General features: G+C 70.0%; 26 protein-coding genes. 18 read left to right on the forward strand and 8 right to left on the reverse strand.

Annotated elements, in window-relative coordinates; translation table 11 throughout:
- Window positions 1–49: 49 nt before the first annotated feature.
- Complete coding sequence (locus BLP73_RS08075) at window positions 50–1,360, reverse strand: PP2C family protein-serine/threonine phosphatase (protein WP_090742315.1); 1,311 nt, start codon at window positions 1,358–1,360, stop codon at window positions 50–52.
- Between the two features lie 105 nt (window positions 1,361–1,465).
- Here BLP73_RS08075 and BLP73_RS08080 point away from each other — a divergent pair, with 105 nt between their 5' ends.
- Complete coding sequence (locus BLP73_RS08080) at window positions 1,466–1,819, forward strand: Hpt domain-containing protein (protein WP_090742317.1); 354 nt, start codon at window positions 1,466–1,468, stop codon at window positions 1,817–1,819.
- Window positions 1,820–1,831: 12 nt separating this feature from the next.
- On the opposite strand, the gene ilvA is transcribed toward BLP73_RS08080, so the two are convergent.
- A complete protein-coding gene (gene ilvA / locus BLP73_RS08085) occupies window positions 1,832–3,079 on the reverse strand; it encodes a threonine ammonia-lyase IlvA (RefSeq protein WP_090742320.1) in 1,248 nt (415 codons plus the stop codon).
- A 47-nt stretch (window positions 3,080–3,126) separates the two neighbouring features.
- Complete coding sequence (locus BLP73_RS08090; RefSeq protein ID WP_090742323.1) at window positions 3,127–3,573, reverse strand: NUDIX domain-containing protein; 447 nt, start codon at window positions 3,571–3,573, stop codon at window positions 3,127–3,129.
- Between the two features lie 154 nt (window positions 3,574–3,727).
- On the opposite strand from BLP73_RS08090, the gene hslO reads away from it, so the two are divergent.
- Genes hslO through BLP73_RS08120 form a run of 6 tightly spaced genes read left to right on the forward strand, consistent with a single transcriptional unit; the run spans window position 3,728 to window position 10,143 of the window.
- Entirely contained in the window at window positions 3,728–4,744 is a 1,017-nt protein-coding gene (gene hslO, locus BLP73_RS08095) for an Hsp33 family molecular chaperone HslO (RefSeq protein ID WP_090742326.1), read from the forward strand.
- Window positions 4,741–5,334 carry an NUDIX hydrolase gene (locus BLP73_RS08100; RefSeq protein WP_090742329.1) on the forward strand — a complete coding sequence of 198 codons (594 nt, stop codon included), beginning with the start codon at window positions 4,741–4,743 and terminating at the stop codon, window positions 5,332–5,334. Before hslO ends, BLP73_RS08100 begins: the two co-directional genes overlap by 4 nt.
- On the forward strand, window positions 5,334–6,497 hold the full coding sequence (locus BLP73_RS08105) for a CCA tRNA nucleotidyltransferase (protein ID WP_090742332.1): 1,164 nt from the start codon (window positions 5,334–5,336) through the stop codon (window positions 6,495–6,497). Before BLP73_RS08100 ends, BLP73_RS08105 begins: the two co-directional genes overlap by 1 nt.
- On the forward strand, window positions 6,494–8,338 hold the full coding sequence (locus BLP73_RS08110) for an ABC transporter ATP-binding protein (RefSeq protein ID WP_090742335.1): 1,845 nt from the start codon (window positions 6,494–6,496) through the stop codon (window positions 8,336–8,338). Before BLP73_RS08105 ends, BLP73_RS08110 begins: the two co-directional genes overlap by 4 nt.
- On the forward strand, window positions 8,335–9,558 hold the full coding sequence (locus tag BLP73_RS08115; protein WP_090742338.1) for a class I SAM-dependent RNA methyltransferase: 1,224 nt from the start codon (window positions 8,335–8,337) through the stop codon (window positions 9,556–9,558). The genes BLP73_RS08110 and BLP73_RS08115 overlap by 4 nt, the downstream gene beginning before the upstream one ends.
- Before the next feature lie 60 nt (window positions 9,559–9,618).
- Window positions 9,619–10,143 carry a L,D-transpeptidase family protein gene (locus BLP73_RS08120; protein WP_090742340.1) on the forward strand — a complete coding sequence of 175 codons (525 nt, stop codon included), beginning with the start codon at window positions 9,619–9,621 and terminating at the stop codon, window positions 10,141–10,143.
- Between the two features lie 75 nt (window positions 10,144–10,218).
- On the opposite strand, the gene dalA is transcribed toward BLP73_RS08120, so the two are convergent.
- Complete coding sequence (dalA, locus tag BLP73_RS08125; protein ID WP_245686600.1) at window positions 10,219–10,755, reverse strand: divisome-associated lipoprotein DalA; 537 nt, start codon at window positions 10,753–10,755, stop codon at window positions 10,219–10,221.
- Window positions 10,756–10,972: 217 nt separating this feature from the next.
- Between dalA and BLP73_RS08130 the strand changes: the two genes are divergently transcribed.
- Complete coding sequence (locus BLP73_RS08130; protein WP_090742343.1) at window positions 10,973–11,584, forward strand: L,D-transpeptidase; 612 nt, start codon at window positions 10,973–10,975, stop codon at window positions 11,582–11,584.
- A gap of 71 nt (window positions 11,585–11,655) precedes the next feature.
- Here BLP73_RS08130 and hemH read toward each other — a convergent pair whose 3' ends face one another.
- Together hemH and BLP73_RS08140 are read right to left on the reverse strand one after the other, a co-directional pair.
- Window positions 11,656–12,687 carry a ferrochelatase gene (hemH, locus tag BLP73_RS08135; RefSeq protein WP_090742346.1) on the reverse strand — a complete coding sequence of 344 codons (1,032 nt, stop codon included), beginning with the start codon at window positions 12,685–12,687 and terminating at the stop codon, window positions 11,656–11,658.
- Window positions 12,684–13,517 carry a methyltransferase domain-containing protein gene (locus BLP73_RS08140; RefSeq protein WP_090742349.1) on the reverse strand — a complete coding sequence of 278 codons (834 nt, stop codon included), beginning with the start codon at window positions 13,515–13,517 and terminating at the stop codon, window positions 12,684–12,686. The genes hemH and BLP73_RS08140 overlap by 4 nt, the downstream gene beginning before the upstream one ends.
- 43 nt (window positions 13,518–13,560) lie before the next feature.
- Between BLP73_RS08140 and BLP73_RS08145 the strand changes: the two genes are divergently transcribed.
- Genes BLP73_RS08145 through BLP73_RS08160 form a run of 4 tightly spaced genes read left to right on the forward strand, consistent with a single transcriptional unit; the run spans window position 13,561 to window position 15,900 of the window.
- Window positions 13,561–14,277, forward strand: coding sequence for a double zinc ribbon domain-containing protein (locus tag BLP73_RS08145; protein WP_090742352.1), 717 nt, complete (start codon window positions 13,561–13,563; stop codon window positions 14,275–14,277).
- Window positions 14,278–14,310: 33 nt separating this feature from the next.
- Window positions 14,311–14,574: a glutaredoxin 3 gene (grxC, locus tag BLP73_RS08150; protein WP_090742355.1), complete on the forward strand. Its 264-nt coding sequence runs from the start codon at window positions 14,311–14,313 to the stop codon at window positions 14,572–14,574.
- A gap of 11 nt (window positions 14,575–14,585) precedes the next feature.
- Window positions 14,586–15,455 (forward strand): carbon-nitrogen hydrolase family protein, encoded by an 870-nt coding sequence (locus BLP73_RS08155; protein WP_090743058.1) that lies wholly within the window; start codon window positions 14,586–14,588, stop codon window positions 15,453–15,455.
- A complete protein-coding gene (locus tag BLP73_RS08160; protein WP_090742358.1) occupies window positions 15,430–15,900 on the forward strand; it encodes a MarR family winged helix-turn-helix transcriptional regulator in 471 nt (156 codons plus the stop codon). The genes BLP73_RS08155 and BLP73_RS08160 overlap by 26 nt, the downstream gene beginning before the upstream one ends.
- A gap of 27 nt (window positions 15,901–15,927) precedes the next feature.
- Here BLP73_RS08160 and ubiG read toward each other — a convergent pair whose 3' ends face one another.
- Window positions 15,928–16,668: a bifunctional 2-polyprenyl-6-hydroxyphenol methylase/3-demethylubiquinol 3-O-methyltransferase UbiG gene (gene ubiG / locus BLP73_RS08165; RefSeq protein WP_090742361.1), complete on the reverse strand. Its 741-nt coding sequence runs from the start codon at window positions 16,666–16,668 to the stop codon at window positions 15,928–15,930.
- A 50-nt stretch (window positions 16,669–16,718) separates the two neighbouring features.
- Between ubiG and pip the strand changes: the two genes are divergently transcribed.
- The 6 genes from pip to infB all read left to right on the forward strand — a co-directional run bounded on the left by pip (window position 16,719) and on the right by infB (window position 23,819).
- Entirely contained in the window at window positions 16,719–17,708 is a 990-nt protein-coding gene (gene pip, locus BLP73_RS08170) for a prolyl aminopeptidase (protein ID WP_090742364.1), read from the forward strand.
- Window positions 17,708–18,166, forward strand: coding sequence for a tryptophan-rich sensory protein TspO (gene tspO, locus BLP73_RS08175; RefSeq protein ID WP_090742367.1), 459 nt, complete (start codon window positions 17,708–17,710; stop codon window positions 18,164–18,166). Before pip ends, tspO begins: the two co-directional genes overlap by 1 nt.
- Before the next feature lie 133 nt (window positions 18,167–18,299).
- Window positions 18,300–18,917 (forward strand): ribosome maturation factor RimP, encoded by a 618-nt coding sequence (gene rimP / locus BLP73_RS08180; RefSeq protein ID WP_090742370.1) that lies wholly within the window; start codon window positions 18,300–18,302, stop codon window positions 18,915–18,917.
- Between the two features lie 6 nt (window positions 18,918–18,923).
- Complete coding sequence (nusA, locus tag BLP73_RS08185) at window positions 18,924–20,609, forward strand: transcription termination factor NusA (RefSeq protein WP_090742372.1); 1,686 nt, start codon at window positions 18,924–18,926, stop codon at window positions 20,607–20,609.
- A 22-nt stretch (window positions 20,610–20,631) separates the two neighbouring features.
- Window positions 20,632–21,252: an RNA-binding protein gene (locus BLP73_RS08190; protein WP_090742376.1), complete on the forward strand. Its 621-nt coding sequence runs from the start codon at window positions 20,632–20,634 to the stop codon at window positions 21,250–21,252.
- An 8-nt stretch (window positions 21,253–21,260) separates the two neighbouring features.
- Entirely contained in the window at window positions 21,261–23,819 is a 2,559-nt protein-coding gene (gene infB / locus BLP73_RS08195) for a translation initiation factor IF-2 (RefSeq protein WP_090742379.1), read from the forward strand.
- Between the two features lie 403 nt (window positions 23,820–24,222).
- Here infB and BLP73_RS19920 read toward each other — a convergent pair whose 3' ends face one another.
- Window positions 24,223–24,351: a hypothetical protein gene (locus BLP73_RS19920; protein ID WP_090742382.1), complete on the reverse strand. Its 129-nt coding sequence runs from the start codon at window positions 24,349–24,351 to the stop codon at window positions 24,223–24,225.
- Window positions 24,352–24,444: the final 93 nt, after the last annotated feature.

The raw sequence follows: 24,444 nt of genomic DNA on the forward strand, positions 1-24,444 counted from the left end.
GGATAGGCGCAATCGCCGCCTGTCACAAGGGATGGATGCGCCCGGCGCCTCAGGGCGCGCGGGACCGTCCGTCGGGACCTTGCGGAAAGGCGACCAGCTGCGCCTCGCCGCGATATTCGATCATGATCGCCGACATGTCGTCCGGCCGCTCGCCCCGGCAGTAGTTCGAGATCGACCAGGCCATCGATTCGAGGAAGGCATGACCGTGAAGAAACGCGTTCGTGCGCATGATCGCCTCGACCCCCTCGTCGCCCAGCTGCCGGCCGCCGGGGGCGCTGGCCTCGGTGATGCCGTCCGACATCACCAGCAGCCGGTCGCCGGGCGCAAGCTGCGTCGCGATCGCATCGAAGACCGGACGCTCGAAGACGCCGATGGGCATTCCGCCCTTGCCCAGCTGCTCCATCGTGCCGTCCTGGCGCTGCAGGACGGGATGGGGATGGCCGGCCTGGACCATGCGCAGCTCGCCCGTCGCATGGTTCAGATCGCCGTAGATCATCGTGAAATAGCTGTCGGTGCTCATCTCCTCGAGCATCATGTTGTTGAAGAAGTGCGCGAGATCCATCGGGCTGACCGCGTCCTGACCCGCCTGTGCGCCCCGCAGCGCGACGTTTTGGTCGCTCGATCCGGACAGGTGGACCGAAAGCTGGGCCGTCAGCAGCGCCGCCGTCACCCCGTGACCCGCCACGTCCAGCGCGTAAAAGCCGATCCGCTCGCCGCTGATCGCGAAGAAGCCGACGAGATCGCCGCCGATATGGCCGGCCGGGCGCAGCAGCAGCGAGACCTCGAACTGCCCGAACTGGCCCGACCGCTCGCGCACCAGCCCCTGCTGCAGCTTGCGCGCCTCGCGCAGGTCGCGGTCCAGCGCCTCCTGCGTCTGGCGCAGGCGGTCGAGCGCCGTCTTCAGCTGAGCGTTGCTGGCCCGCAGCTCCTCCTCGATGCGCATGATCCGCTCGCCGCTGGAGACGCGGCCCAGAAGCTCCTGCGCGGCGACGGGCTTGGCGAGGAAGTCGTCGGCCCCGGCCTCGATCGCGGCGACGATGTCGTTGTCGGCGCTGTTCGAGGTCAGCAGCACGAAATAGCCATAATTCTGCCGCGGCAGGGCGCGGAACTGCTGGCAGAGCGCGATGCCCGTCATGTCGGGCAGCAGCCAGTCGGCCAGCACCAGGTCGGGCTCCTCTTCGCGGCACATCGCAAGGGCCAGATCGCCGCGCTCGGCCTCCAGCACGTGATAGCCTTGCCGCGCCAGCAGGATGGACAGCAGGCGGCGCTGCGCCGCGCTGTCCTCGACGATCAGCACCCGCCGCCGACAGGGCGGGGGCGCGTCAATGGCCAGAGGTGCAGGGCGATTCGCGGGCTGCATGGGCCCTGCTTACCGTGCCGGCGGTAAAGGCGCCGTAAACGCGCCGCTTCAGGCTTTGGTAAGGCCTCGCGTGTAGACCGGTCGCACGACGAATCGGAGCGCGGGATGATCGACTGGAACCGGGTGCTGCAGATGCGCGAGGAGGTGGGCGAGGAGCTGTTCGGCCAGCTTGCCGCCGACTTTCTGGGCGAGATCGAAGACCGGCTGGCCCATCTCTCGGACGATCCCGAGCAGCTGCTGCGCGACCTTCACTTCCTGCGTGGCGCGGCGCTGAACATGGGCTTCGCGCGCTTCAGCGCGCTGTGCCTTGCCGACGAGATGCAGCTGCGCCACGGCAACGCTGAGGGTGTCGACAAGGCCGACCTGATCGAGAAGTTTCGCAATACGCGCCAGCAGTTCCTGGACGACCTGCCCTTCATTATCGGCAGCGGGCTGCCCGGCTTGGGGGATGGCCGATGATCCGCCGCGCCCTCAGACCAGAAGCTCGGCCAGGATGTCGTCGTTGGTGATGTCGCGATATGCAAAGCCTGAATGGTCCAGCCTCTGGGTCAGCGCGGTCAGGTTGGCGGGGCGGCTCGTCTCGATCCCGATCAGGACCGAGCCGAAGTTGCGCGCGCTCTTCTTGAGGTATTCGAAGCGCGCGATGTCGTCTTCGGGGCCGAGCAGCTCGAGGAAATCGCGCAGCGCGCCGGGGCGCTGCGGCATCCGCAGCACGAAATACTTCTTCACGCCGGAAAAGCGCTGCGCCCTTTCCTTCACCTCGGGCAGGCGCTCGAAGTCGAAATTGCCGCCCGAGCAGACGCAGACCACGGTCTGGCCCGACAGGTCGCCCAGATCGCCCAGCACGTCGAGGGCAAGCGCCCCCGCGGGCTCCAGCACCACGCCCTCGGTGTTCAGCATGTCCAGCATGGTGCGGCAGATGCGGTCCTCGGGCGCCAGGTGGACATCCTCGGGCGAGAAGCGGCCGAGCGCCTCGAAGGGCAGCGCGCCGATGCGGGCGACGGCGGCGCCGTCGACGAAGCTGTCCACCGCCGGCAGGGCCACCGGCGCGCCCGCCGTCAGCGCCGCCTTGAGGCTGGCCCCGCCGAGCGGTTCGGCGAAGGCAAAGCGGGTGTTGGGCGCCTCGGTGGCAAGCAGGCGCGTCACACCGGCCGACAGGCCGCCGCCGCCGACCGGCAGCACGACCAGGTCGGGCGCGCGGCCCATCTGCGCCAGCATCTCGAGCCCCACGGTCGCCTGGCCCTCGATGATGTCGGCCGCGTCGAAGGGCGAGAGGAACTGCGCCTCCTCCCTGGTGCAGAAGGCCTGTGCGGCGGCGAGGGTCTGGTCGAAATAGTCGCCCGTCAGCACGATCTCGACAGCGTCGCCGCCGAAGACCTGGGTCTTGTCGATCTTCTGCTTCGGCGTCGTCACCGGCATGAAGATCGTCCCGCGCGCGCCGAAATGGCGGCAGGCGAAGGCGACGCCCTGCGCGTGGTTGCCGGCCGAGGCGCAGACGAAATGCGCGTTTCCGGCGGCGCCGCGGGTGACCAGCTTGCGCATCGCGTTGTAGGCGCCGCGCAGCTTGTAGCTGCGGACGGGCGTCAGGTCCTCGCGCTTGAGCCAGATGTCCGCGCCGTGCCGGGCGGAGAGATGGTCGTTGCGCTGCAGGGGCGTCGGCTCGAACAGGTCGCGAAGCGCGGTCTCGGCCAGCCGGACGGAGGCGACAAAGTTTTCCATCCCCCGCCCATGCCGCGAAAGGGGCATCTTGGCAAGGGGATGCAAGATCACGTCAGCGCCGAGAGCGCCCGCGCCAACATGTGCCGCGATCCCGGATCGACCAGCCGCGCCAGCGCCGCCTCGGGCGTGAACCAATGCGCGCTGTGGCCCGGCTCCAGTGGCGGCGTGCGGCGCAGGACCGGGCGGGCCAGCCAGACCTGGCAGCGCTTCTCGGCCCAGAGATCGTAGTCGGGCATGAAGCAGAACCGGCGGTAGCTGCCGATCAGCCGGGCACCGGCGATCTGCCAGCCCGTCTCCTCGCGGACCTCGCGGTGCAGCGCCCGCAGGGGCGATTCGCCCGCATCGATCCCGCCGCCGGGCAACTGAAACTCAGGCTTCGGGCGCTCCTGGTGCGTCAGCAGGATGCGGCCATCACGCCACAGGACGGCATAGGCGCCGGGCCTGCGCCGGTAGCGGATGCGGGGGTCGGGCGGGGAGCCGAAGCGGGGGATCATGCGCGCGCCTTGCAGCGGAGGGCCAGAGGCCGGGGCATAGCAAGCCGCGCGGCCCGGGAAAAGGCGCAGGCCTTGGGCTTGCCGCAAAAACCCCTATATTGGCCCTCTACCAGGCCCGCCCCCGCTGCGGCCCCTGCTGCTTCAAGGAAAGACGATGAACAAGATCAACCAGATAGCCTGGGACGACACGGTTCTGCCCTTCCAGCTCGACCGTTCGGCCATCCGCGGCCGCGTGGCGCGGCTGGACGGCGTTCTGGACCACGTCCTGTCGCGCCACGACTATCCGGCCCAGGTCAGCGCCATGGTGGCCGAGCTGGCGCTGCTGATCGCGCTGATCGGCCCGACGGTGAAACTGCGCTGGAAGCTCAGCCTGCAGGTGCGCGGCAGCGGCGCGATCCGCACGCTGGCCGCCGACTACTACGCGCCGCAGGACGATGATAGCCCGGCGCGCATCCGGGCCTGGGCCAGCTTCGACGCCGACCGCCTCGACGAGCGCCCGCCCTTCGAGCAAATCGGCGAGGGCTATTTCGCCATCCTGATCGACCAGGGCGAGGGCGCGCTGCCGTATCAAGGGATCACGCCGCTTGCCGGCGCCTCGCTGTCGGACTGCGCGCAGACCTACTTCGCGCAGTCCGAACAGCTGCCGACGCGCTTCCAACTGGCGACGGGCCTGTCGCGGCAGCCGGCGGGCGAGCCGGCCTGGCGGGCGGGGGGCGTCATGCTCCAGACGCTGCCGGCCAGCCCGATGGCGCCGTCCGAGGGCGGCAGCGGCGAGGGCGGGCTGATCACGGCCGCCGACATCCTGCAGGGGCTCGAATCCGAGGACTGGAGCCGCGCCAACATCCTGCTCGACACGGTCGAGGCGCTGGAACTGATCGGCCCCTCGGTCGGGCCGACCGACCTGCTGCTGCGCCTCTTCCACGAGGAAGCGCCGCGCGTCTTCGACCCGCAGCGCGTCGAGTTCGGCTGCTCGTGCACGGCGGACCGGGTCCGGGACACGCTGTCGATCTACTCGGCCAAGGACATCGGCCACATGACCACGCCCGAGGGCATCGTCACCGCCGACTGCCAGTTCTGCGGCGCCCATTACGAGTTCGACCCCCAGAGCCTCGGCTTCGAGGCGACGGTGGACCCCGAGGGCAACCCGCTGCCGGACAAGGGTGAGGCGTGAGCCTTGCCTGGTCCGAGGACCTGCTGCGCGTGGCCCTGTCGCGCGCGGCCGCGCCCAGCTCGGACTTCGACCTGAACCCGGATGTCGCCCCGCCCGACACGGCGCTCCGCCCTGCCGGGGTGCTGGCGGCCTTCCACGAGGCGGATGGCCGGCTGTTGCTGACCAAGCGGGCCTCGGGCCTGCGCCACCATCCGGGGCAGATCGCGCTGCCGGGCGGGAAGGTCGATCCGGGCGATGCCGATGCGCGCGCCGCCGCCCTGCGCGAGGCGCGCGAGGAGATCGGCCTTGATCCCGCACAGGTCGAGGTGCTGGGCGCGCTGCCCCCGCACCGCACCGTGACCGGCTTCGCCGTCGTCCCCATCCTCGGCATCGTGCGCGGTCCCTTCGCCGCCCGCCCCGAGGCGGGCGAGGTGGACGAGGTCTTCGCCCTGCCCTTCGCCCATGTCGCCGACCCCGCCCGCTACCGGATCGAGCGGCGGCGCTGGCGGGGCGGCTGGCGCGCCTATCACGCCGCGCCCTTCGGCCCCTACTACCTCTGGGGCGCGACGGCGCGCATCCTTCTGGGCCTCGCGCAGCGGGTGGCCGGGTGATGCGCCTGCCCGCCGATATTCTGGCCGATGCGGACGTCGGGCGGGTGCTTTCGGCGCTTCAGGCGGCGGGTGCGCGGGTCTGGCTGGTCGGCGGCGCGGTCCGCAATGCGCTTTTGGGCGAGCCGGTCGCGGATATTGACCTTGCGACGGATGCGCTGCCGGCCGAGGTCACGCGCCTTGCCGAGGCGGCGGGCCTGCGCGCCGTGCCGACGGGGATCGAGCATGGCACCGTCACCGTGATCGCGGGCGGCCGGGGCTTCGAGGTGACGACGCTGCGCCGCGACGTCGAGACCGACGGGCGCCATGCCGTCGTCTCGTTCACCGCCGATCTGGCCGAGGACGCCGCACGGCGTGACTTCACGATGAACGCACTCTATGCCGCGCCCTCGGGCGAGGTGATCGACCCGGTCGGCGGCCTGCCGGACCTGGCCGCCCGGCGCCTGCGCTTCGTGGGCGAGCCGGAGGCGCGCATTCGCGAGGATTACCTGCGCATCCTGCGCTTCTTCCGCTTCCTGGCCCAATACGGGCGCGAGGCCGATCCTGCCGCCGTCGCCGCCTGCGCCGCGCTGAAGCCCGGCCTCGCCCGCATCGCGCGCGAACGGATCGGGGCCGAGATGCGCAAGCTGCTGGCCGCGCTCGATCCCGGACCCGCCGTCGCGCTGATGGACAAGACCGGCGTCCTGGACCTGCTGCTGCCCCGCCCCGAACCTGCCCGCCTTTGCGCGCTGCTGGAGGTCGAGTGGTCCGAGGCCACCGCGCCGCACTGGCCGCGCCGGCTGGCGGCGCTGGCGGGGGACGACGCCGCCGAGGCGCTGCGCCTCTCCAAGGCCGAGGCGCGCGCGCAGGCGATCCTGCGACAGGCGCTGGCCGCAGGCTGGTCGATCGACGAGGCCGGCTTCCGCCTTGGTGCGGAGATGGCCGTCGATCTGGCGCTGCTGCGGGCTGCCGAAGGGCAGCCGCTGCCCCAGGGCTGGCGCGCGCGGATCGCGCAGGCCGCCGGCGCGGCGCTGCCCATCTCGGCTGCCGATCTGACCGGGCTCGAGGGTGCGGCCATCGGGCGCGGATTGAGGGCGGCGGAAACCGCATGGATCGCTTCGGGTTTTGCCATGCCGGCCCCCGCCCTGATCGACGCGGCGCGCCTTGCCGCCGAGGAGACGACATGAGCCTTCACGCCCGCTTCGGCCGCATGGTCGATGCCTTCCGGCCCGCCGAAGGCCCCCCGCCCCGCACGCTGCTGGCCTTCTTCCGCTGGTGCCTCTCGGGCGCCTGGCCCGGGCTCGGCTTCGCCGGCTTCGCCTCGGCCCTCGGCGGCGCGGCGGATGTCGTGTCGGCCATGCTGCTGGGGCTGGTGGTCGATGCCGTCACCGGCAGCGCGCCCGGCACCTTCTGGTCCGAGAACTGGGGCCTCGTCGCCTTCTTCGCCGCCTTCTTCCTGCTGATCCGGCCGGCGATCTTCGGCCTCTCGACGGCCTCGAGCAACGTCATCATCGGCCCGAACATCCTGCCGCTGGTCCTCTCGCGGCTGCACCGCTGGACGATGGGGCACTCGGTCACCTTCTTCGACAACGACTTCGCCGGGCGGCTGGCGCAGAAGCAGATGCAGACCGCCCGCGCCGTCACCGATGTCGCCTCCGAGATGGTCAACGTCGTGGCCTTCGCCCTGGCCTCGGTCATCGGCTCGGCCGCCTTTCTGCTGGCGGTCGATGGCTGGGGGGCGCTGGCGCTGCTGGTCTGGCTGGCCGCCTACTTCGCGCTGATCCGCTTCTTCCTGCCGCGCATCCGCGCCAAGTCGGGCCTGCGCGCCTCGGCCCGGGCCAATGTCACGGGGCAGGTCGTCGACACGATCACCAACATCAAGACCGTCAAGCTCTTCGCCCATGCCGATCACGAGGATCAGGCGGCGCTTGGGGCGATGGCGGGCTTTCGCGAGCGGGCGCTGGATTTCGGGGTCGTCTCGACCTGGTTCCGCCTGTCGCTGATGGTCGTCGCGGGCATCCTGCCGGTGATCCTGGTCGGCGGCTCGATCCTTCTGTGGCGCGAGGGGGCGGCGACGGTGGGCGATGTCGCGGCTTCGGGCGCCATCGCCATGCGGCTGTCGCAGATGACGGGCTGGGTGAGCATGGCGCTGATGGGCATGTGGGGCAATATCGGCGAGGTCGAGGACGGGATGAAGACCCTCTCGCCCCCGCACGCGCTGACGGATGCGCCGGACGCGAAGGTGCTGGACCGCGTGGCGGGCGAGATTGCCTTCGACGGCGTCGGCTTCGCCTATGGACGCGACGAAGGCGGCATCGACGACCTGACGCTGCGGATCGCGCCGGGCGAGAAGATCGGCATCATCGGCGCCTCGGGCGCGGGCAAGTCGACGCTGGTCGCCCTGCTATTGCGGCTCTACGACGTCGAGCGGGGCGCCATCCGCATCGACGGCCACGACCTGCGCGAGGTCACGCAGGAAAGCCTGCGCCGCCAGATCGCGATGGTCACGCAGGAGACGGCGATGTTCAACCGCGCGGCCCGCGACAACATCCGCTACGGCCGCCCGGACGCCACCGAGGCGGAGATCGTCGCCGCCGCCACCGCCGCCGAGGCGCATGACTTCATCCTGACCCTGCGGGATCATGCCGGGCGCAGCGGCTATGACGCCCATCTGGGCGAGCGGGGCGTCAAGCTGTCGGGCGGGCAGCGCCAGCGCATCGCGCTCGCCCGCGCCATTCTGAAGGACGCGCCGATCCTGGTTCTCGACGAGGCGACGAGCGCGCTCGACAGCGAGGTCGAGGCGCAGGTGCAGGCCGCCCTTGCCCGCGCGATGGAGGGCAAGACGGTGCTGGCCATCGCCCACCGCCTGTCCACCATCGCCGAGCTGGACCGGATCATCGTGATCGAGGACGGCCGCATCATCGAGGAGGGCAGCCACGACGCGCTGCTGGCCAAGGGCGGGCGCTATGCCCGCTACTGGGCGCATCAGTCGGGCGGCGTGCTGGGCCTGGACGAGGCGGCCGAGTGAGCCTCTGGACGATCGAGCGGCTCGGGCGGAAGGGCGACGGGGTGGCGGTCTCGGAGGCCGGGCGCGCCTTGGCGCCGCTGGTCCTGCCGGGCGAGGTGATCGAGGGCGAGGCGGCGGACGGCCGCGTTCCCGCCCCGCGCATCGTCACGCCTTCGCCCGATCGGGTGCAGGCCCCCTGCCCGCATTACCGCGCCTGCGGCGGCTGCACGCTGATGCACGCGTCGGAGAGCTTCACCGCAGGGTGGAAGCGGCAGGTGGTGATGACGGCGCTGGCGGCGCAGGGCGTGGCCGCGCCCGAGGCGCGGCTGCATGTCTCGCCGCTGAACTCGCGCCGCCGCGCGGTGCTGTCGGGGCGGCGCACGAAGAAGGGCGCGCTGCTGGGGTTTCACGCGCGCGCCTCGGACGTGGTGATCGACGTGACAGCCTGCCTGGTGCTGCGCCCGCAGATCCTTGCCGCCCTGCCGCTGCTGCGGCGCGTGGTGATCGCCGGCGCCTCGCGCAGCGCGGAGCTGTCGCTGACGGTGATCCACGGTCCCTCCGGCCTCGATGTGGCGGTGCGGGGCGGCAAGCCGATGACGCCCGATCTGTTCGCCGCCTTGGCCGCGCTGGCGGATGAGGGCGATCTCGCCCGGCTGGACTGGGACGGCGAGGCGATCACGCGCCGCCCGCCTTTGCTGCCGATGGGCCGCGCCCGGCTGATCCCGCCGCCCGGCGCCTTCCTGCAGGCCACGTCCGAAGGCGAGGCCGCGCTGCTGGCGGCCGTGCGCGAGGGCACGCGGGGGGCGGGCCGGGTGCTGGACCTCTTCGCCGGCGCCGGCACCTTCACGCTGCCTCTGGCCGAGACCTCTGCCGTCCACGCGGTCGAGGGGCTGGCCGCGCCGCTCAGGGCGCTTGATTCGGCATGGCGGCAGACAGGCGGGCTTCAGCAGGTGACGACCGAGGTCCGCGACCTGTCGGCCCGCCCGCTCCTGCCGCCCGAACTGAATGATTATGACGCGATCGTGATCGATCCGCCACGCAGCGGGGCGGCGGCGCAGATGGCCGAGATCGCCCGATCCGCAGCACACCGCGTCGTCTCGATCGCCTGCGATCCGGTCACTTTCTCAAGGGATGCGCGGATTCTGGCCGATGCCGGTTTCGGGATCGCGCGGCTCGAGGTGGTGGACCAGTTCCGCTTCTCGCCACATGTGGAAGTTGTGGCTGCGTTCATACGTCGCTAGCAACTGCCGTGGTAGCTGTGGTATTCCGAGGCCATAACAAAAAACGCGTCAGAGGCAGTGATGAGCGCTACCACCCGTCGGACATTCACGTTTTCGATGCTGGCGATGCTGGCCGCCTGCGGCGCGCCGCAGCAGCAGCCGAGCAAGTTCCAGCGCTACTCCGGTCCCCCCGTGACCCAAGTCTCGATCAACAAGGGCCAGCGGCGGATGCACCTGCTGAGCGGCAAGACGGTCGTGCGGTCCTATGACGTCAGCCTCGGCAACCAGCCGCTCGGGCACAAGCAGTTCGAAGGGGACGGCAAGACGCCCGAGGGCATCTATTTCGTCGACCGCTTCAACCCCCGCAGCCGCTACCACCTCTCGGTCGGCGTCTCCTACCCGAACCCGCAGGACAAGGCCTTCGCCGAGGCGCATGGCCGCAAGCCTGGCGGCGACATCTTCATCCACGGCCGCGGCCCCGAGGGCAACAACCTCTTCCCGCGCCAGCGCGACTGGACGGCCGGCTGCATCGCCGTCACCGACGAGGAGATCGAGGAGATCTACGCGATGCTCCAGCCCGGCACGCCCATCGTCATCTATCCCTGATCCCCGCGGCGCGTCGCCCTTTGGAAAAGCCCCGACCGCAGCGGGGCTTTTGCATTTTCGCGCGCGGGCGGCGCCTCAGCTGCCGGTCAGCAGCGTCCACCAGATCTTGCCCGACGGCTCCTGATACCAGGCAAAGCCCAGCTGCGTCGCCGCCGGGTCCATGATGACGTCGCGCGTCGCCCGCGTGCTCATCCAGGCTGCCAGCGTCTGCATGTCGTTCTCGTAGGATTCCGAGATGTTCTCGCCCATCAGCGCGCCGGTGAAGCCCTGCCGCCGCGCGCGGTCCACCGGCGAGGAGCCGTCCGAACCCCAGTGCCAGGCCCGGTTCTGCGCGGACATGTCGCGCGAATGGGCCATGGCCGCCGCCGAGAGCTGCGCGTTCAGCATCAGCGGCGGCTGCGAGAGGTTGCCGCGCAGGGTGTTGATCTGCTGCAACACCCTTTGCGGAATCGCGGCGGCCTCCATCTCGGTGATCTGGCCCGGATTGGCCGGCTCGGCCGCGACGGGGGCGATCGGCGCGGCCTGCATGGGCAGGCTGCGCGGCGCGCAGGCGGTCAGCGCCAGAGTCGCAGCCAGCGCAAGCGCCCGGCCAAGCACCTTGTAATTGGGCATTTTTCTGCGTCCCTCATGCTCGTTTTGCCAAAGATGTATCGGCTTCGGGGGCTGGCTACAAATCCAACTCTGCGTGAGGCGGCCCGATTGCCGCGACCGGCGGCTTTGACGGCGGCGTGAGTTGTCGCGCGGCCCGCGGCTCGGTATCCTCGGCGCGTTCCGAGATTGCAGGAATCGGCAACCCGCCGGCAGAGCGGGCCGAACGAAGGACATGAGCATGAGCAAGCACACCCACTTGAACCGCCGCGCCTTCCTTGGCTCGGCCGCCGCGCTCGGCGCCGCGGGCCTGGCCGCGCCGGCGCTGGCGCAATTCGTCGATCCCGCCGCCCAGGCGATGCCAGCGGCGGCCCCGGTCAACAGCGGGCCGCAGCACAACATCTCGAGCTTCCGGATGCAGGACTGGCGGCCGCATTTCGAGAACCTGACGAACGGCGCGATCCTGTGCGACCTGACCTCGCGCGCGGTGCATTACTGGTCCGAGGACCAGTCGGTCTATCGGCTCTACCCGTCCTCGATCCCGGTCAGCGAGGACCTGACCCGCAAGGGCCGGACCGAGATCATCCGCAAGGTCGAGGGTCCGTCCTGGGCGCCGACGCCCGAGATGAAGCAGCGCAACCCGGAATGGCCGGACTTCGTGCCGCCCGGGCCGGACAATCCGCTCGGCACCCACGCGCTGTGGCTGAGCTGGCAGTATTACCGCATCCACGGCACCCACGACACGCGCAAGATCGGGCGCATGTCCTCGAACGGCTGCATCGGGCTCTACAACGAGCACATCGCCGAGCTGTTCGGCCTGGCCAAGATCGGCACGCAGGTGCTGCTGATCTGAGACAGCCGGGGGGCTTTGCGCCCCCCGGACCCCCCGCAGGATATTTTCGTGAAGAAGAATGGCGTGCGCAGTCAGCGCACCCAGCCCGCGATGTTGTCGCGCACGACGTTCAGCATCACCTCGATATGCGCCGGGTCCTCGTTGAGACAGGGGATGTAGGTGAACTCGTGCCCGCCGGCCTCCTCGAAGCTTTCGCGGATCTCGCCGTTGATCTCCTCCAGCGTCTCGATGCAGTCCGAGGCGAAGGCGGGCGAGATGACGGCGATCTCGGTATGGCCCTGCCTGGCCAGTTCGGCCACATGCTCGACCGTGTAGGGGCGCAGCCATTCCTCGCGGCCGAAGACCGACTGGAACGTCGTGTCGATGATCCCGTCAGGCCAGCCCAGCTCCTCCTTCAGGAGGCGCGAGGTCTTCTGGCACTGGCAGTGATAGGGATCGCCCTGCATCAGGTAGCGCTTGGGCATCCCGTGATATGATGCGACCAGCTTCTTGGGCACCTCGCCGTTCAGCGCCCGCCGGACGCTTCCCGCGAGCGCCTTGATGTAGTCCGGGCGGTTCACGTAGGGCTCGACCGTGCGGACCGCGGGCTGCCAGGTCTGCTTCATCAGCGCGCGGAACAGCTCGTCATTGGCCGTGGCCGAGGTCGCGCCGGCATATTGCGGGTAAAGCGGCAGGAACACGATGCGCCGGCAGCCCGCTGCCACCATCCGCTCCAGCACCTCCTGCGTCGAGGGGTTGCCGTAGCGCATGCAGAACTCGACCATGACCTGATCGCCCCATTCGGCATGGGCGCGGGCGCGCAGCGCCTCGGTCTGGGCCTTGGTGATGGTCAGCAGCGGGCTCTCGTTCAGCTCCTCGTTCCAGATCAGCTTGTAGTTCTTGCCCGAGCTGAAGGGCCGCTTGGTCAGGATGATCCCCTGAAGCAACGGCTGCCACTTCCAGTTCGGGATGTCGATCACGCGCTTGTCGGACAGGAACTGGTTCAGGTAGCGCCGCATCGACCAGTAGTCATAGCCGTCCGGCGTGCCGAGATTGGCGATGAGGATGCCGGTTTTGGCCGGCGGGATGCTGGGATGGCCGGCAGGCGCGTGTGTCGGTGTCATTCTTCTTGTTTCCTGGCTGCGTTCAGTGCATCGGCCAGCCGCGCCTGCGCCGAACCGGGGCGCAGCGGCTTCGGCTGGCTGTCGGACGGGGCCCATCCGGTGAGAAAGACCAGATCGAAGCCGACCGAGATACGGGACGGATCGTCGCGGTCGGGGCAGTCTTGCGCGAGGAGGGCGCCGGCGCGGGCCAGCACCGCGCGCCGCGTCGGCTGGCGCAGGCGGGCGGCCATGGCGTTTCCCTCGCCCATCGCGCGCAGGTCGCGGGCAAGGTGGAAGATGTCCCTGTAGCTCGCGCGCTGGCTCAGCAGATCGGCGACGGGCAGCGCGAGGCCCGCGCGCGCCAGAAGCCCGCCGAGGTCGCGGATCTCGCCCATCGGCAGGACGCGCGGCGAGAGGCCGCCGGTCACCTCGGCCTCGGCCCGCGCCAGCGCGGCGCGCAGCTCGGACAGCGTCTGGCCGCCGAAGAGGACGCCGATGAAGAGGCCGTCCTCGCGCAGCGCCCGCGCCGCCTGGACGATCTGGCCGACCGGGTCCTCGGCCCAGTGCAGCGCGAGGGCGTGGATCACCAGGTCATGCGCGCCGGGGCGCAGCGCCACGATCTCGTCGTCCGGGACCACGGTGGCGCCGGGAAACCGGGCTGACCAGAGGTCCGGGAAGCCCGTGACGACGGCTGGGGCCGTAAACGTCCTGTTAACCTCGGCGAGCCTATCCGCGATCTCGTCCGCGGCGATCTGGTGGAAAAGGTCCGCATGTCCCTGCCGCAGGGCGCGGGCGCGCTGGCGCAGCAGCGCGGGGCGGTCGATCAGCTGCGGACGGGGGGCGTGGCTCATGGGGCTGGAACATAGGGTGCTTTCGGGGGCGGTGAAAGCCGCCTTGGCGCTGATCTATCCGCCGCAATGCCTCGCCTGCGGCGAGGCGGTGGCGGGGGGCGAGGGCGTGGTGTCGCTCTGCCCCGCCTGCTGGCCGGATGCGGCCTTCGCCGGCGCGTCCTGCTGCGGCAGCTGCGGCGTCCCGCTGCCGGCCGGGCTGGACGGTGAGGACGGGCTGATCTGCGACGACTGCCTGGGGCAGCCGCGGCCATGGGCGCAGGCGCGGGCGGCGCTGGTCTATGCGGGCACGGGCAAGAAGCTGGTGCTGGCGCTGAAACACGCCGACCGCCCGGACCTGGCGCCGGCGCTCGGTGCCTGGCTCGCGCGCGCGGCCGGACCGCTGGTGACGCCGGAGACGGTGGTGGTGCCGGTGCCGCTGCACCTGCGGCGGCTCATGCGGCGCAAGTACAACCAGGCCGAGCTGCTGGCGGGCCATGTCGCCAAGGCGCACGGCCTGACGCTGGCGCCGCGCCTTCTGCGCCGGGTGCGGCATACCGAGGGACAGGACCATCGCGGCGTCCTCGACCGCGTCGCCAATGTGGCGGGGGCGCTGGCGGTGGACGCGGCGCGGGCGGCGCCCCTCGCGAGGCGGCCGGTGCTGCTGGTGGACGACGTCATGGCCTCGGGCGCGACCATGGCCGAGGCGGCGGGGGCGCTGGCGGCGGCGGGTCTCGGCCCGATCCACGTCGCGGTGCTGGCGAGGGCGGTGAAGGATGCCTAGATAGGGCTCAGCAACCATCACGGACAGGACAATATGACCCAGCCCCGGATCGAGATCTACACCACCCGCAGCTGCCCCTTCTGCCACCGCGCCAAGGCGCTGCTGGGCGAGAAGGGCGTCTCGTACGAGGAGACCGACGTTGCCGACCCTGACCTCCGCGCCGCGATGACGCAGCGTGCGGGCAAGCGCTCGGTGCCGCAGATCTTCATCGGCGGCACCCATGTCGGCGGCTGCGACGACCTCTATGCGCTGGACCGGGCCGGCAAGCTGGACCCGATGCTTCAGGGCGCGGCATGAGTCCCGCGTCGCTGACGGTCGCGCTGGTGCAGCTGACCGTCGGCGACGATCCGGCGGCGAACCTGCCGCGGACGCTGGACCTTGTCCGGCAGGCGGCGGCGGGCGGCGCGCGGCTGGTGCTGACGCCCGAGGCGACGAACCTCCTCTCGCCCGACCGCGACCACCAGCGCCGCGTCCTGCGCCCCGAGGGCGAGGACCCGACGCTGGCCGCGCTTCGGGCCGAGGCCGAGGCGCTTGGCATCTGGCTGCTGGTCGGCTCGCTGGCCTTCGCGACGGACGATCCGGACGGGCGCTTCGCCAATCGCAGCCTGCTGATCGACCCGCAGGGGCGCATCACGGCGCGCTACGACAAGATGCACATGTTCGACGTCACGATCAGCGAGACCGAGAGCTTTCGTGAAAGCGCCGCCTACCGCCCGGGCGACAGGGCCGTGCTGGCCGGGGTGGACGGCATCCCGCTTGGCCTGACGATCTGCTACGACCTCCGCTTCCCGCAGCTCTATCGCCGGCTGGCGCAGGCGGGGGCGCGGATCCTGACGGTGCCCTCGGCCTTTCACCCGACCACCGGCAAGGCGCATTGGGAGGTGCTGCTGCGCGCCCGCGCGATCGAGACCGGCTGCTTCGTCCTAGCTCCGGCGCAATGCGGCACGCATCCCGCCTCCGCCAGTCCGGGCAAGCCGCCCCGGCGCAGCCACGGGCACAGCCTCGCGGTCGCGCCCTGGGGCGAGGTGCTGGCCGACGCGGGGTCACAACCGGGGATAACGTTGGTTTCACTTGACCTTGAGGCCGTGGAAAGGGCACGCTCGCGCATTCCCTCGCTGACCCATGACCGCCCGTTCTCGGGCCCGGACCCTGATGACCAAGCACGCCCCGCCCACTGATCCGCAGCAAGCGACCGACGCCCTGGCGGCCGGCCTCTTTGCCGAGCTGCTGATCGCCGAGCAGCTCTCGCGCGAGCTGATCGGCAAGGCGCTGCCGCGCGGCATGCAGATCTCGCATTTCTCCGTGCTGAACCTCCTGGCTCATGTGAACGAGGAACGCACGCCCGCCCAGCTGGCCGAGGCGTTCCACGTCACGCGCGGGGCGATGACCAACACGCTGTCGCGGCTGGAATGGGCGGGCCATGTCCACATCCGCCCCGATTGGGACGATGCCCGGCGCAAGTTCGTCTCGATCAGCCCGGCGGGGCGCGCGGCGCGGGACGCGGCGCTTGCCGCCTTCATGCCGGTGATCGGCAGCGTCGTGCGCGACATCGGCGGCGAGCGCGTGCGCGGCATCCTGCCGGTCCTGCGCGAGCTGCGCCGGCGCCTCGCGCGCGAGGCCTGAGGCAGAAGAAGCCTGGGGCGGCCGGGCCTAGCGCCTCGCCGCCAGCAGGTAGTTCACCGACAGGTCCCGGTCCGACAGGCGCCAGGCGAAGGTCACCGGGTTGAAGACCATCCCCTTGCGGTCGATGACCGACATGCCGCCACCCTTCACCAGCCCCGCCAGCTCGTCCGGGGTGATGAATCGGCGCCAGTCATGGGTGCCGCGCGGCAGCCAGCGCAGCACCCACTCGGCCCCGACGATGGCCGCGGCGAAGCTGCGGGCGGTGCGGTTCAGCGTGGACAGGATCAGCAGCCCGCCCGGCTTCAGCAGCTGCCGGCAGGTGGCGACGAAGGCGGCCGGTCCCTCGACATGCTCGACGATCTCGAGCGCGAGGACCACGTCGTATAGCTCGCCCTGCTTTGCCAGCGCCTCGGCCGTGCTCGCGCGGTAGTCGATGGCAAGCCCCTGCGCCTCGGCATGGACCTTCGCCACCGCGATGTTGCCGGCGGCCGCGTCCGCGCCGGTGACCGCCGCGCCAAGCCGCGCCATCGGCTCGGCCACGAGGCCGCCGCCGCAGCCGATGTCGAGGATGCGCAGCCCCTCCAGCGGCCGGCGCGCGCTGCGGTCGCGGCCGAACTCGGCGGCAATCTGCGCCGTGATGTAGTCCAGCCGCAGCGGGTTCATCAGGTGCAGCGGGCGGAACTTGCCGTTCGGGTCCCACCATTCGGCGGCCATCGCCTCGAACTTCGCGATCTCGGCCGGGTCGATGCTGGTGGCGCTGTCGGTCATGCGGCGGTCCTTGGCTGGCGGGCGGTTGCGTCTGCGCTTATAGTGGCAGCATGGACCGATTGGCAGGACAAATCTCCGCGGCACATGGCCGCCTGCATCCGGCGACCGACCCCTTCGCCCGGCACATGCTGGACGTGGGCGACGGCCACCGGATCTATGTCGAGCAGTGCGGCAACCCGAAGGGCCGGCCGGTCCTGGTTCTGCACGGCGGCCCCGGCGGCGGGTGCAGCCCGTTCATGCGGCGCTTCTTCGACCCGGCGCATTACCACGTCATCCTGTTCGACCAGCGCGGCTGCGGCCGCTCGACGCCCTCGGCCTCGGTCACGGCGAACACGACGCAGCACCTCATCGCCGACATCGCGCTGATCCGCGAGAGGATGGGCATCGGGCGTTGGCTTCTCTTCGGCGGCAGCTGGGGCGCGACCCTGGCGATGGCCTATGCCGAGGCTCATCCCGACCACGTCACCGGGCTGATCCTGCGCGGCGTCTTCCTGGGCACCACGGCCGAGCTGGACTGGTTCTATGGCGGCGGCGCGGCGCGCTTTTTCCCAGAGCTGTGGGCGCAGTTCCAGGAGCCGATCCCGACCGCCGAGCGCGACGACATGATCGCGGCCTATCACCGCCGCCTCTTTGACGCCGATCTTGGCCGGCAGGGCCGCTTCGCCCTGCCCTGGCTCATGTGGGAGAACGCGCTGGCTGGGCTGCAATCGGCGCCGGTCAGCCACGCCCCCGCCGATTACGCCCGCGCCTTCGCCCGGCTCGAGAACCACTATTTCCTCAACCGCTGCTTTCTGGACGAGGGCCAGCTGCTGCGCGACCGCGCCCGGATCGAGCATCTGCCGGTCGTCATCGTGCAGGGCCGCTACGACATGGTCTGTCCGCCCGCAACGGCCGCCGCGCTGGCGCAGGGCTGGCCGGGCGCGGACCTGCGGATCGTGCCGGCCTCGGGCCATGCCCTCAGCGAGCCGCGTATCTCGGCCGAACTGGTGCGCGTGATGGACACGATCCGTGACGAGGACCGCGAGGCGAAGGGCGCGTGATGACGGCGCAGCTGTTCCTGATCTTCCTTCTGGCCAATGCCGCGGCGGCCACCACCGGCATCGTCTTCCGCCCCGGCGCCTGGTATGCGGGGCTGCGCAAGCCCGGCTTCACGCCGCCGAACTGGGCCTTCCCCGTCGCCTGGAGCCTGATCTACCTGCTTTCGGCCTGGGCGGCGGCGCGGGTGGCGATGCTGCCCGGCGCGGGCCTTCCGCTGGCGCTCTGGGCGGCGCAGGTGGCGCTGAACACGCTCTGGACGCCGCTCTTCTTCGGGGCGCGGCAAATGGGGCTGGCGCTGGTGGCGATCCTGGTGCTGCTGGTGACGGTCGGGGTGGCCACCGTGCAGTTCTGGCGGCTGGACACGGCGGCCGGGCTGATGCTGCTGCCCTATCTCGCCTGGCTCTGCGTCGCGCTGGCGCTCAACTGGCGCATCTGGCGCGACAACCCCGCCGCAGGTTGAGCGCGGGCTTGCATCGGCGGGCACATGAGGCTATATGGCCTTCAACAGCGGTGCAGGGGTCCAAACCCTGCCCACCGGAACTTCCGCTTGGGGCCTCCGCTGAAGGCCCCTTTTTCTTGTCCGAAAGGATCCCATGTCGAACGACCTCATCGCCAAGACCGCCATCGACCGGCGCCTGGCCGAGATCATCATTCCGGTGATCGAGGATCTGGGCTTCGAGCTGGTGCGCGTCCGGCTGCAGGGCGGCAAGACCGCCACGCTGCAGATCATGGCCGACCGGCCCGAGGGCGGCATCAACGTGGACGACTGCGCCGACATCTCGACCGCGGTCAGCGCGACGCTGGATGTCGAGGACCCTATCGCGGACAACTACTACCTGGAAGTCAGCAGCCCCGGCATCGACCGGCCGCTGACCCGGATGAAGGACTTCGCGAACTTCGAGGGCTACGAGGCGCGGCTGGACACGAACCAGCCCATCGACGGGCGCAAGCGCTGGAAGGGCGTCCTGGCCGGGACCGAGGGCGACGAGGTGCTGCTGAACATCACCGAGAACGGCGAAACCACCACAATCGGCCTGCATTTCGACCTGCTGGCCGACGCGAAGCTGGTCCTGACGGACGAGCTGATCCGAGAAATGCTGCGTCAGAAGAAGGAAGCCGGGGTCGAGATCGACAATCTCGACGAATCGGCCTTCGACGCGATCGAAACAGATGACACCGACGGCGCCGAACCCGCCGAACCCAAGGAGTAAGTGGCGATGGCGATCACCTCTGCCAACCAGCTGGAACTGCTTCAGACGGCCGAGGCCGTCGCCCGCGAGAAGATGATCGAGCCCGAGCTGGTCATCGAGGCGATGGAGGACAGCCTCGCCCGCGCCGCCAAGTCTCGCTACGGCTCCGAGATGGACATCCGCGTCCGCATCGACCGCAAGACGGGCAACGCCACCTTTACCCGCGCCCGCACCGTGGTCGAGGAGGAGGCGCTGGAGAACTACCAGGCCGAATTCACCGCCGCGCAGGCGAAGACCTACTTCGAGCCCTCCAAGGACGGCCGCTCGATCTGGCTGCGCGATGGCCAGGTGGTCAGCGACTTCGCCGGCGGCCCGCAGGTCGGCGACGTCTTCCAAGAGCAGGTGCCGCCGGTCGATCTGGGCCGCATCGCCGCGCAGTCGGCCAAGCAGGTCATCCTGCAGCGCGTCCGCGAGGCCGAGCGCGACCGCCAGTACGAAGAGTTCCGCGACCGCGCCGGCACGATCATCAACGGCGTCGTCAAGCGCGAGGAATACGGCAACATCATCGTGGACGTGGGCCGCGGCGAGGCGATCCTGCGCCGCAACGAGAAGATCGGCCGCGAGAGCTATCGCCCGAACGACCGCATTCGCGCCTATGTCAAGGACGTGCGCCGCGAGAACCGCGGCCCGCAGATCTTCCTGTCGCGCACCGACCCGCAGTTCATGGCCGAGCTTTTCAAGATGGAGGTGCCGGAAATCTATGACGGCGTCATCGAGATCAAGGCCGTGGCCCGCGATCCGGGCAGCCGCGCCAAGATCGCCGTGATCAGCTACGACAACTCGATCGACCCGGTCGGCGCCTGCGTCGGCATGCGCGGCAGCCGCGTGCAGGCCGTCGTGGGCGAACTGCAGGGCGAGAAGATCGACATCATCCCGTGGAACGAGGATCACGCAACCTTCCTCGTGAACGCGCTGCAGCCGGCCGAGGTCAGCAAGGTGGTTTTCGACGAGGAGGCGAACAAGATCGAGGTGGTCGTCCCCGACGAGCAGCTCAGCCTCGCCATCGGCCGCCGCGGGCAGAACGTGCGCCTGGCCAGCCAGCTGACCGGCCTCGACATCGACATCCTGACCGAGGAAGAGGAATCCAAGCGCCGCCAGGCCGAGTTCAACAGCCGCACCGCCCTCTTCATGGAGGCGCTGGATCTGGACGAGTTCTTCGCCCAGCTGCTGGTCGCGGAAGGCTTCACGAACCTCGAGGAAGTGGCCTATGTCGACCAGGACGAGCTGCTCAGCATCGACGGCGTCGACGAGGGCACCGCGGCCGAACTGCAGGCCCGCGCCCGCGACGTGCTGGAGGCCAAGACCCGTGCCGCGCTGGAAAGCGCCCGCGCCTTGGGCGCCGAGGACAGCCTCATTGAATTCGAGGGGCTGACGCCCCAGATGGTGGAGGCGCTGGCCAAGGACGGCATCAAGACGCTGGAAGATTTCGCGACCTGCGCGGACTGGGAGCTGGCCGGCGGCTGGACCACGGTCAACGGCCAGCGCCAGAAAGACGAGGGTCTCCTCGAGCCCTTCGAGGTCTCGCTGGAAGAGGCGCAGACGCTGGTCATGACCGCGCGCGTGATGCTGGGCTGGGTCGATCCGGCCGAGCTTGGTGGCGCGACCGAAGACGAGGCCGAGACGGACGGCGACGACGAGGAGGCCGGGGCCTGATCGCCCGCGGAGGACCACGATCTTGAGCCGAGGTGGACGCGAGAAGGACCGGGACGACCCCGAACGGCGCTGCATCGCCACCGGAGAGGTTCAGCCCAAGCGCGGGCTGATCCGCTTCGTCGTCGGACCCGAGGGCGAGGTCTTCCCAGATCTCGCCGAGAAGCTGCCGGGGCGCGGGATCTGGGTCGCGGCCGACCGGGCCGCGCTTCGGAAGGCGGCGGGCAAGGGACTCTTTGCCCGCGCCGCAAAGGCGCCGGTGAAGGTGCCGGACGGGCTGGAAGATTTGGTCGAGGCCGGACTGGCGCGACGGGTGGTCGATCTGGTATCATTGGCGCGTAAATCGGGCCGCGCGGTCGCCGGCTTCGAGAAGGTCAAGGGCTGGCTGGCCGAGGGTCGCGCGAAGGTGCTGCTGCAGGCGTCGGACGGCTCGGACCGCGGCAAGGGGAAGCTCTGGACGCCGACCGGCGGACGCTGGTTCGGCTGCCTGACCGCATCAGAATTGGGTTTGTCCTTCGGGCGTGATCATGTCATACACGGCGCGCTTGCGAAGGGTGGCTTGACGGACAAGGTAATCGTGGAAGCTGCCAGACTAACGGGTCTGCGCGGGCATGACGACGGCAATGCGGCCGTCGGGAAGGAATGAAGACTCAGATGAGCGACAACGACAGCAAGAAGACTTTGGGACTCGGTGGCGCCGGCCGCTCGGGCCAGGTCAAGCAGAGCTTCAGCCACGGCCGCACCAAGAGTGTTGTCGTCGAGACCAAGCGCAAGCGGGTCGTGGTGCCGAAGGCCGGCGCCACGACGATGACGGATGCCCAGAAGGAAAAGAACCCGCTGACCGCCCGGATGGCCGGCGATCCCTCCAAGCGCCCCGCCGGCATCTCGGATGCCGAGATGGAGCGCCGCCTGAAGGCGCTGGCCGCCGCCAAGGCCCGCGAGGCCGAGGATGCCGCCCGCCGCGCCGCCGAGGAGAAGGCCCGCGAGGAAGAGCGCGAGCGTCGCCGCGCCGAGATCGAGGCCAAGGCCCAGGAAGAGCGCGACCGCGAGGAAGCCAAGAAGGCCAAGGCCGAGGAAGAGGCCCGCCTCGCGCGCGAGGCCGAGGAAGAGGCCCGTCGCAAGGAAGAGCCGAAGCCCGCGGCCCGCGCCAAGCCCGGCGCCCCGGCGGCTCGTCCCGCCGCGCCCGACCAGGCCGCCATCGAGGCCGCCGCCGCGCGTGCCGAGACCAAGGGTGTCGCCGCTGGCGTGGCCCGCAAGCCCGAGCGCCGCGAGACGGCCGACCGCGACAAGGCGGCCAAGACCGCGCGCGACGATGCCCGCCGCGGCGGCAAGCTGTCGCTGAACCAGGCGCTGAACGGCGAGGCCGGCCGGCCCCGCAGCATGGCGGCGATGAAGCGCAAGCAGGAGCGCACGCGGCAGAAGGCCATGGGCCAGACCCCGCGCCCCGAGAAGCAGTTCCGCGAGGTGCGCCTGCCCGAGACCATCGTCGTGCAGGAGCTGGCCAACCGCATGGCCGAGCGCGCCGCCGACGTGGTCAAGTCGCTGATGAAGATGGGCATGATGGTCACCATCAACCAGCCCATCGACGCCGACACGGCCGAGCTGGTGATCGAGGAATTCGGCCACAAGGTGGTCCGCGTCAGCGACCGCGACGTGGAGCAGGTGATCGACTCGGTCGATGACCGCGACGAGGACCTGATGACCCGCCCGCCGATCATCACGATCATGGGCCATGTCGACCACGGCAAGACCTCGCTTCTGGACGCGATCCGCAAGGCCAACGTCGTCTCGGGCGAGGCTGGCGGGATCACCCAGCATATCGGCGCCTATCAGGTGACCACCGATTCGGGGGCCGTGCTGTCCTTCCTCGACACGCCGGGCCACGCGGCCTTCACCTCGATGCGCGCCCGGGGCGCGCAGGTGACGGACATCGTGGTGCTGGTCGTGGCGGCGGACGACGCGGTGATGCCGCAGACGGTCGAGGCGATCAACCACGCCAAGGCCGCGGGCGTCCCGATGATCGTGGCGATCAACAAGATCGACAAGCCGTCCGCCGACGTGAACAAGGTCCGCACCTCGCTTCTGCAGCACGAGGTCGTCGTCGAGGCGATGTCGGGCGACGTGCAGGACGTGGAGGTCTCGGCCAAGACCGGCCAGGGTCTCGACAACCTGCTGGAGGCCATCGCGCTTCAGGCCGAGATCCTCGAGCTGCGCGCTAACCCGCACCGCGCCGCCCAGGGCGCCGTGATCGAGGCGCAGCTGGACGTGGGCCGCGGCCCGGTCGCGACGGTCCTCGTGCAGCACGGCACGCTGAAGCGCGGCGACATCTTCGTCGTGGGCGAGCAGTGGGGCAAGGTCCGCGCGCTCATCAACGACAAGGGCGAACGCGTCGACGAGGCCGGCCCCTCGGTGCCGGTCGAGGTTCTCGGCCTCAACGGCACGCCCGAGGCGGGCGACGTTCTGAACGTCGTCGAGACCGAGGCGCAGGCCCGCGAGATCGCCGAGTTCCGCATCGCGCAGGCGAAGGACAAGCGCGCCGCCGCAGGTGCCGCCACCACGCTGGAACAGCTGATGGCGAAAGCCAAGGCCGACGTGAACGTGGCCGAGCTGGCGGTGGTCGTGAAGGCCGACGTGCAGGGTTCGGCCGAGGCCATCGTGCAGGCGCTCGAGAAGGTCGGCAACGACGAGGTCCGCGTCCGGGTGCTGCATTACGGCGTCGGCGCGATCACCGAGTCTGACATCGGCCTGGCCGAGGCATCGGGCGCGCCGGTCATCGGCTTCAACGTCCGCGCCAACGCGCCGGCCCGCAATGCCGCCAACCAGAAGGGGGTCGAGATCCGCTACTACTCGATCATCTACGACCTGGTGGACGACATCAAGGCGGCTGCCTCGGGCATGCTCTCGAACGAGATCCGCGAGAACTTCATCGGCTACGCGTCGATCAAGGAGGTCTTCAAGGTCACCGGCGTCGGCAAGGTCGCGGGCTGTCTCGTCACCGAGGGTGTCGCGCGTCGTTCGGCCGGGGTTCGCCTGCTGCGCGACAACGTGGTGATCCACGAGGGCACGCTGAAGACGCTCAAGCGCTTCAAGGACGAGGTCAAGGAAGTCCAGTCCGGCCAGGAATGCGGGATGGCGTTCGAGAACTACGACGACGTGCGCCCCGGCGATGTCATCGAGATCTTCGAGCGCGAAGAGGTCGAACGCTCGCTTTGAGCCGAGGCCATCAGGATTGACAGAAGGGCGGCTGCGGCCGCCCTTTTTCATGCGCCAGGGCAGGAGCAGGGAACGCATGCCCCCGCTACGGAAGTCATCCGCGGCTCTGGCGGTCGAACTGGAGCAGGGGAAAAGCTTCGGATGCCTTCAAGCGGCGACGCGACGCACAACTCGCGGCGACTGTCAGGTGCACATGTCTTGAAACTGGCATCCCGCGCGGCTGTCACGCCTGCGGATGGGGGATGACGATGCCGAGACGGCACGCCGAAGCGGCATCGTCGTTCGTTGTTCTGGACGATCCTGACCTTTTAGGGATGTCCCGCCCCTCACGTCACGATCGCATTGCCATCGGCCCCGGCGTCGAAGCGCCGTTCTCGCTTATGGCCGGCCGCCGACCAGCCGCTCAGCGGCCGATGGGCTTGCCTTCGTAGGTGCGGCTGCCCACGCGCACCAAGATGTTGCCGTTTGCGGCCAGGCCTTCGAAAAAGCCCTGTATCGAGATGTAGCTTCCGATCGAGATCGTGCGGATCATGTCAACCCTCCTTCGCGCCTGTTCCCGAGGCTGTCACGAGATGATTAAAAAATCACTTCGTCAGCCATGAAATAGTTCCGAAAGAGGCAACCT

The sequence above is a fragment of the Paracoccus tibetensis genome, assembly GCF_900102505.1.
Lineage (GTDB): Bacteria > Pseudomonadota > Alphaproteobacteria > Rhodobacterales > Rhodobacteraceae > Paracoccus > Paracoccus tibetensis.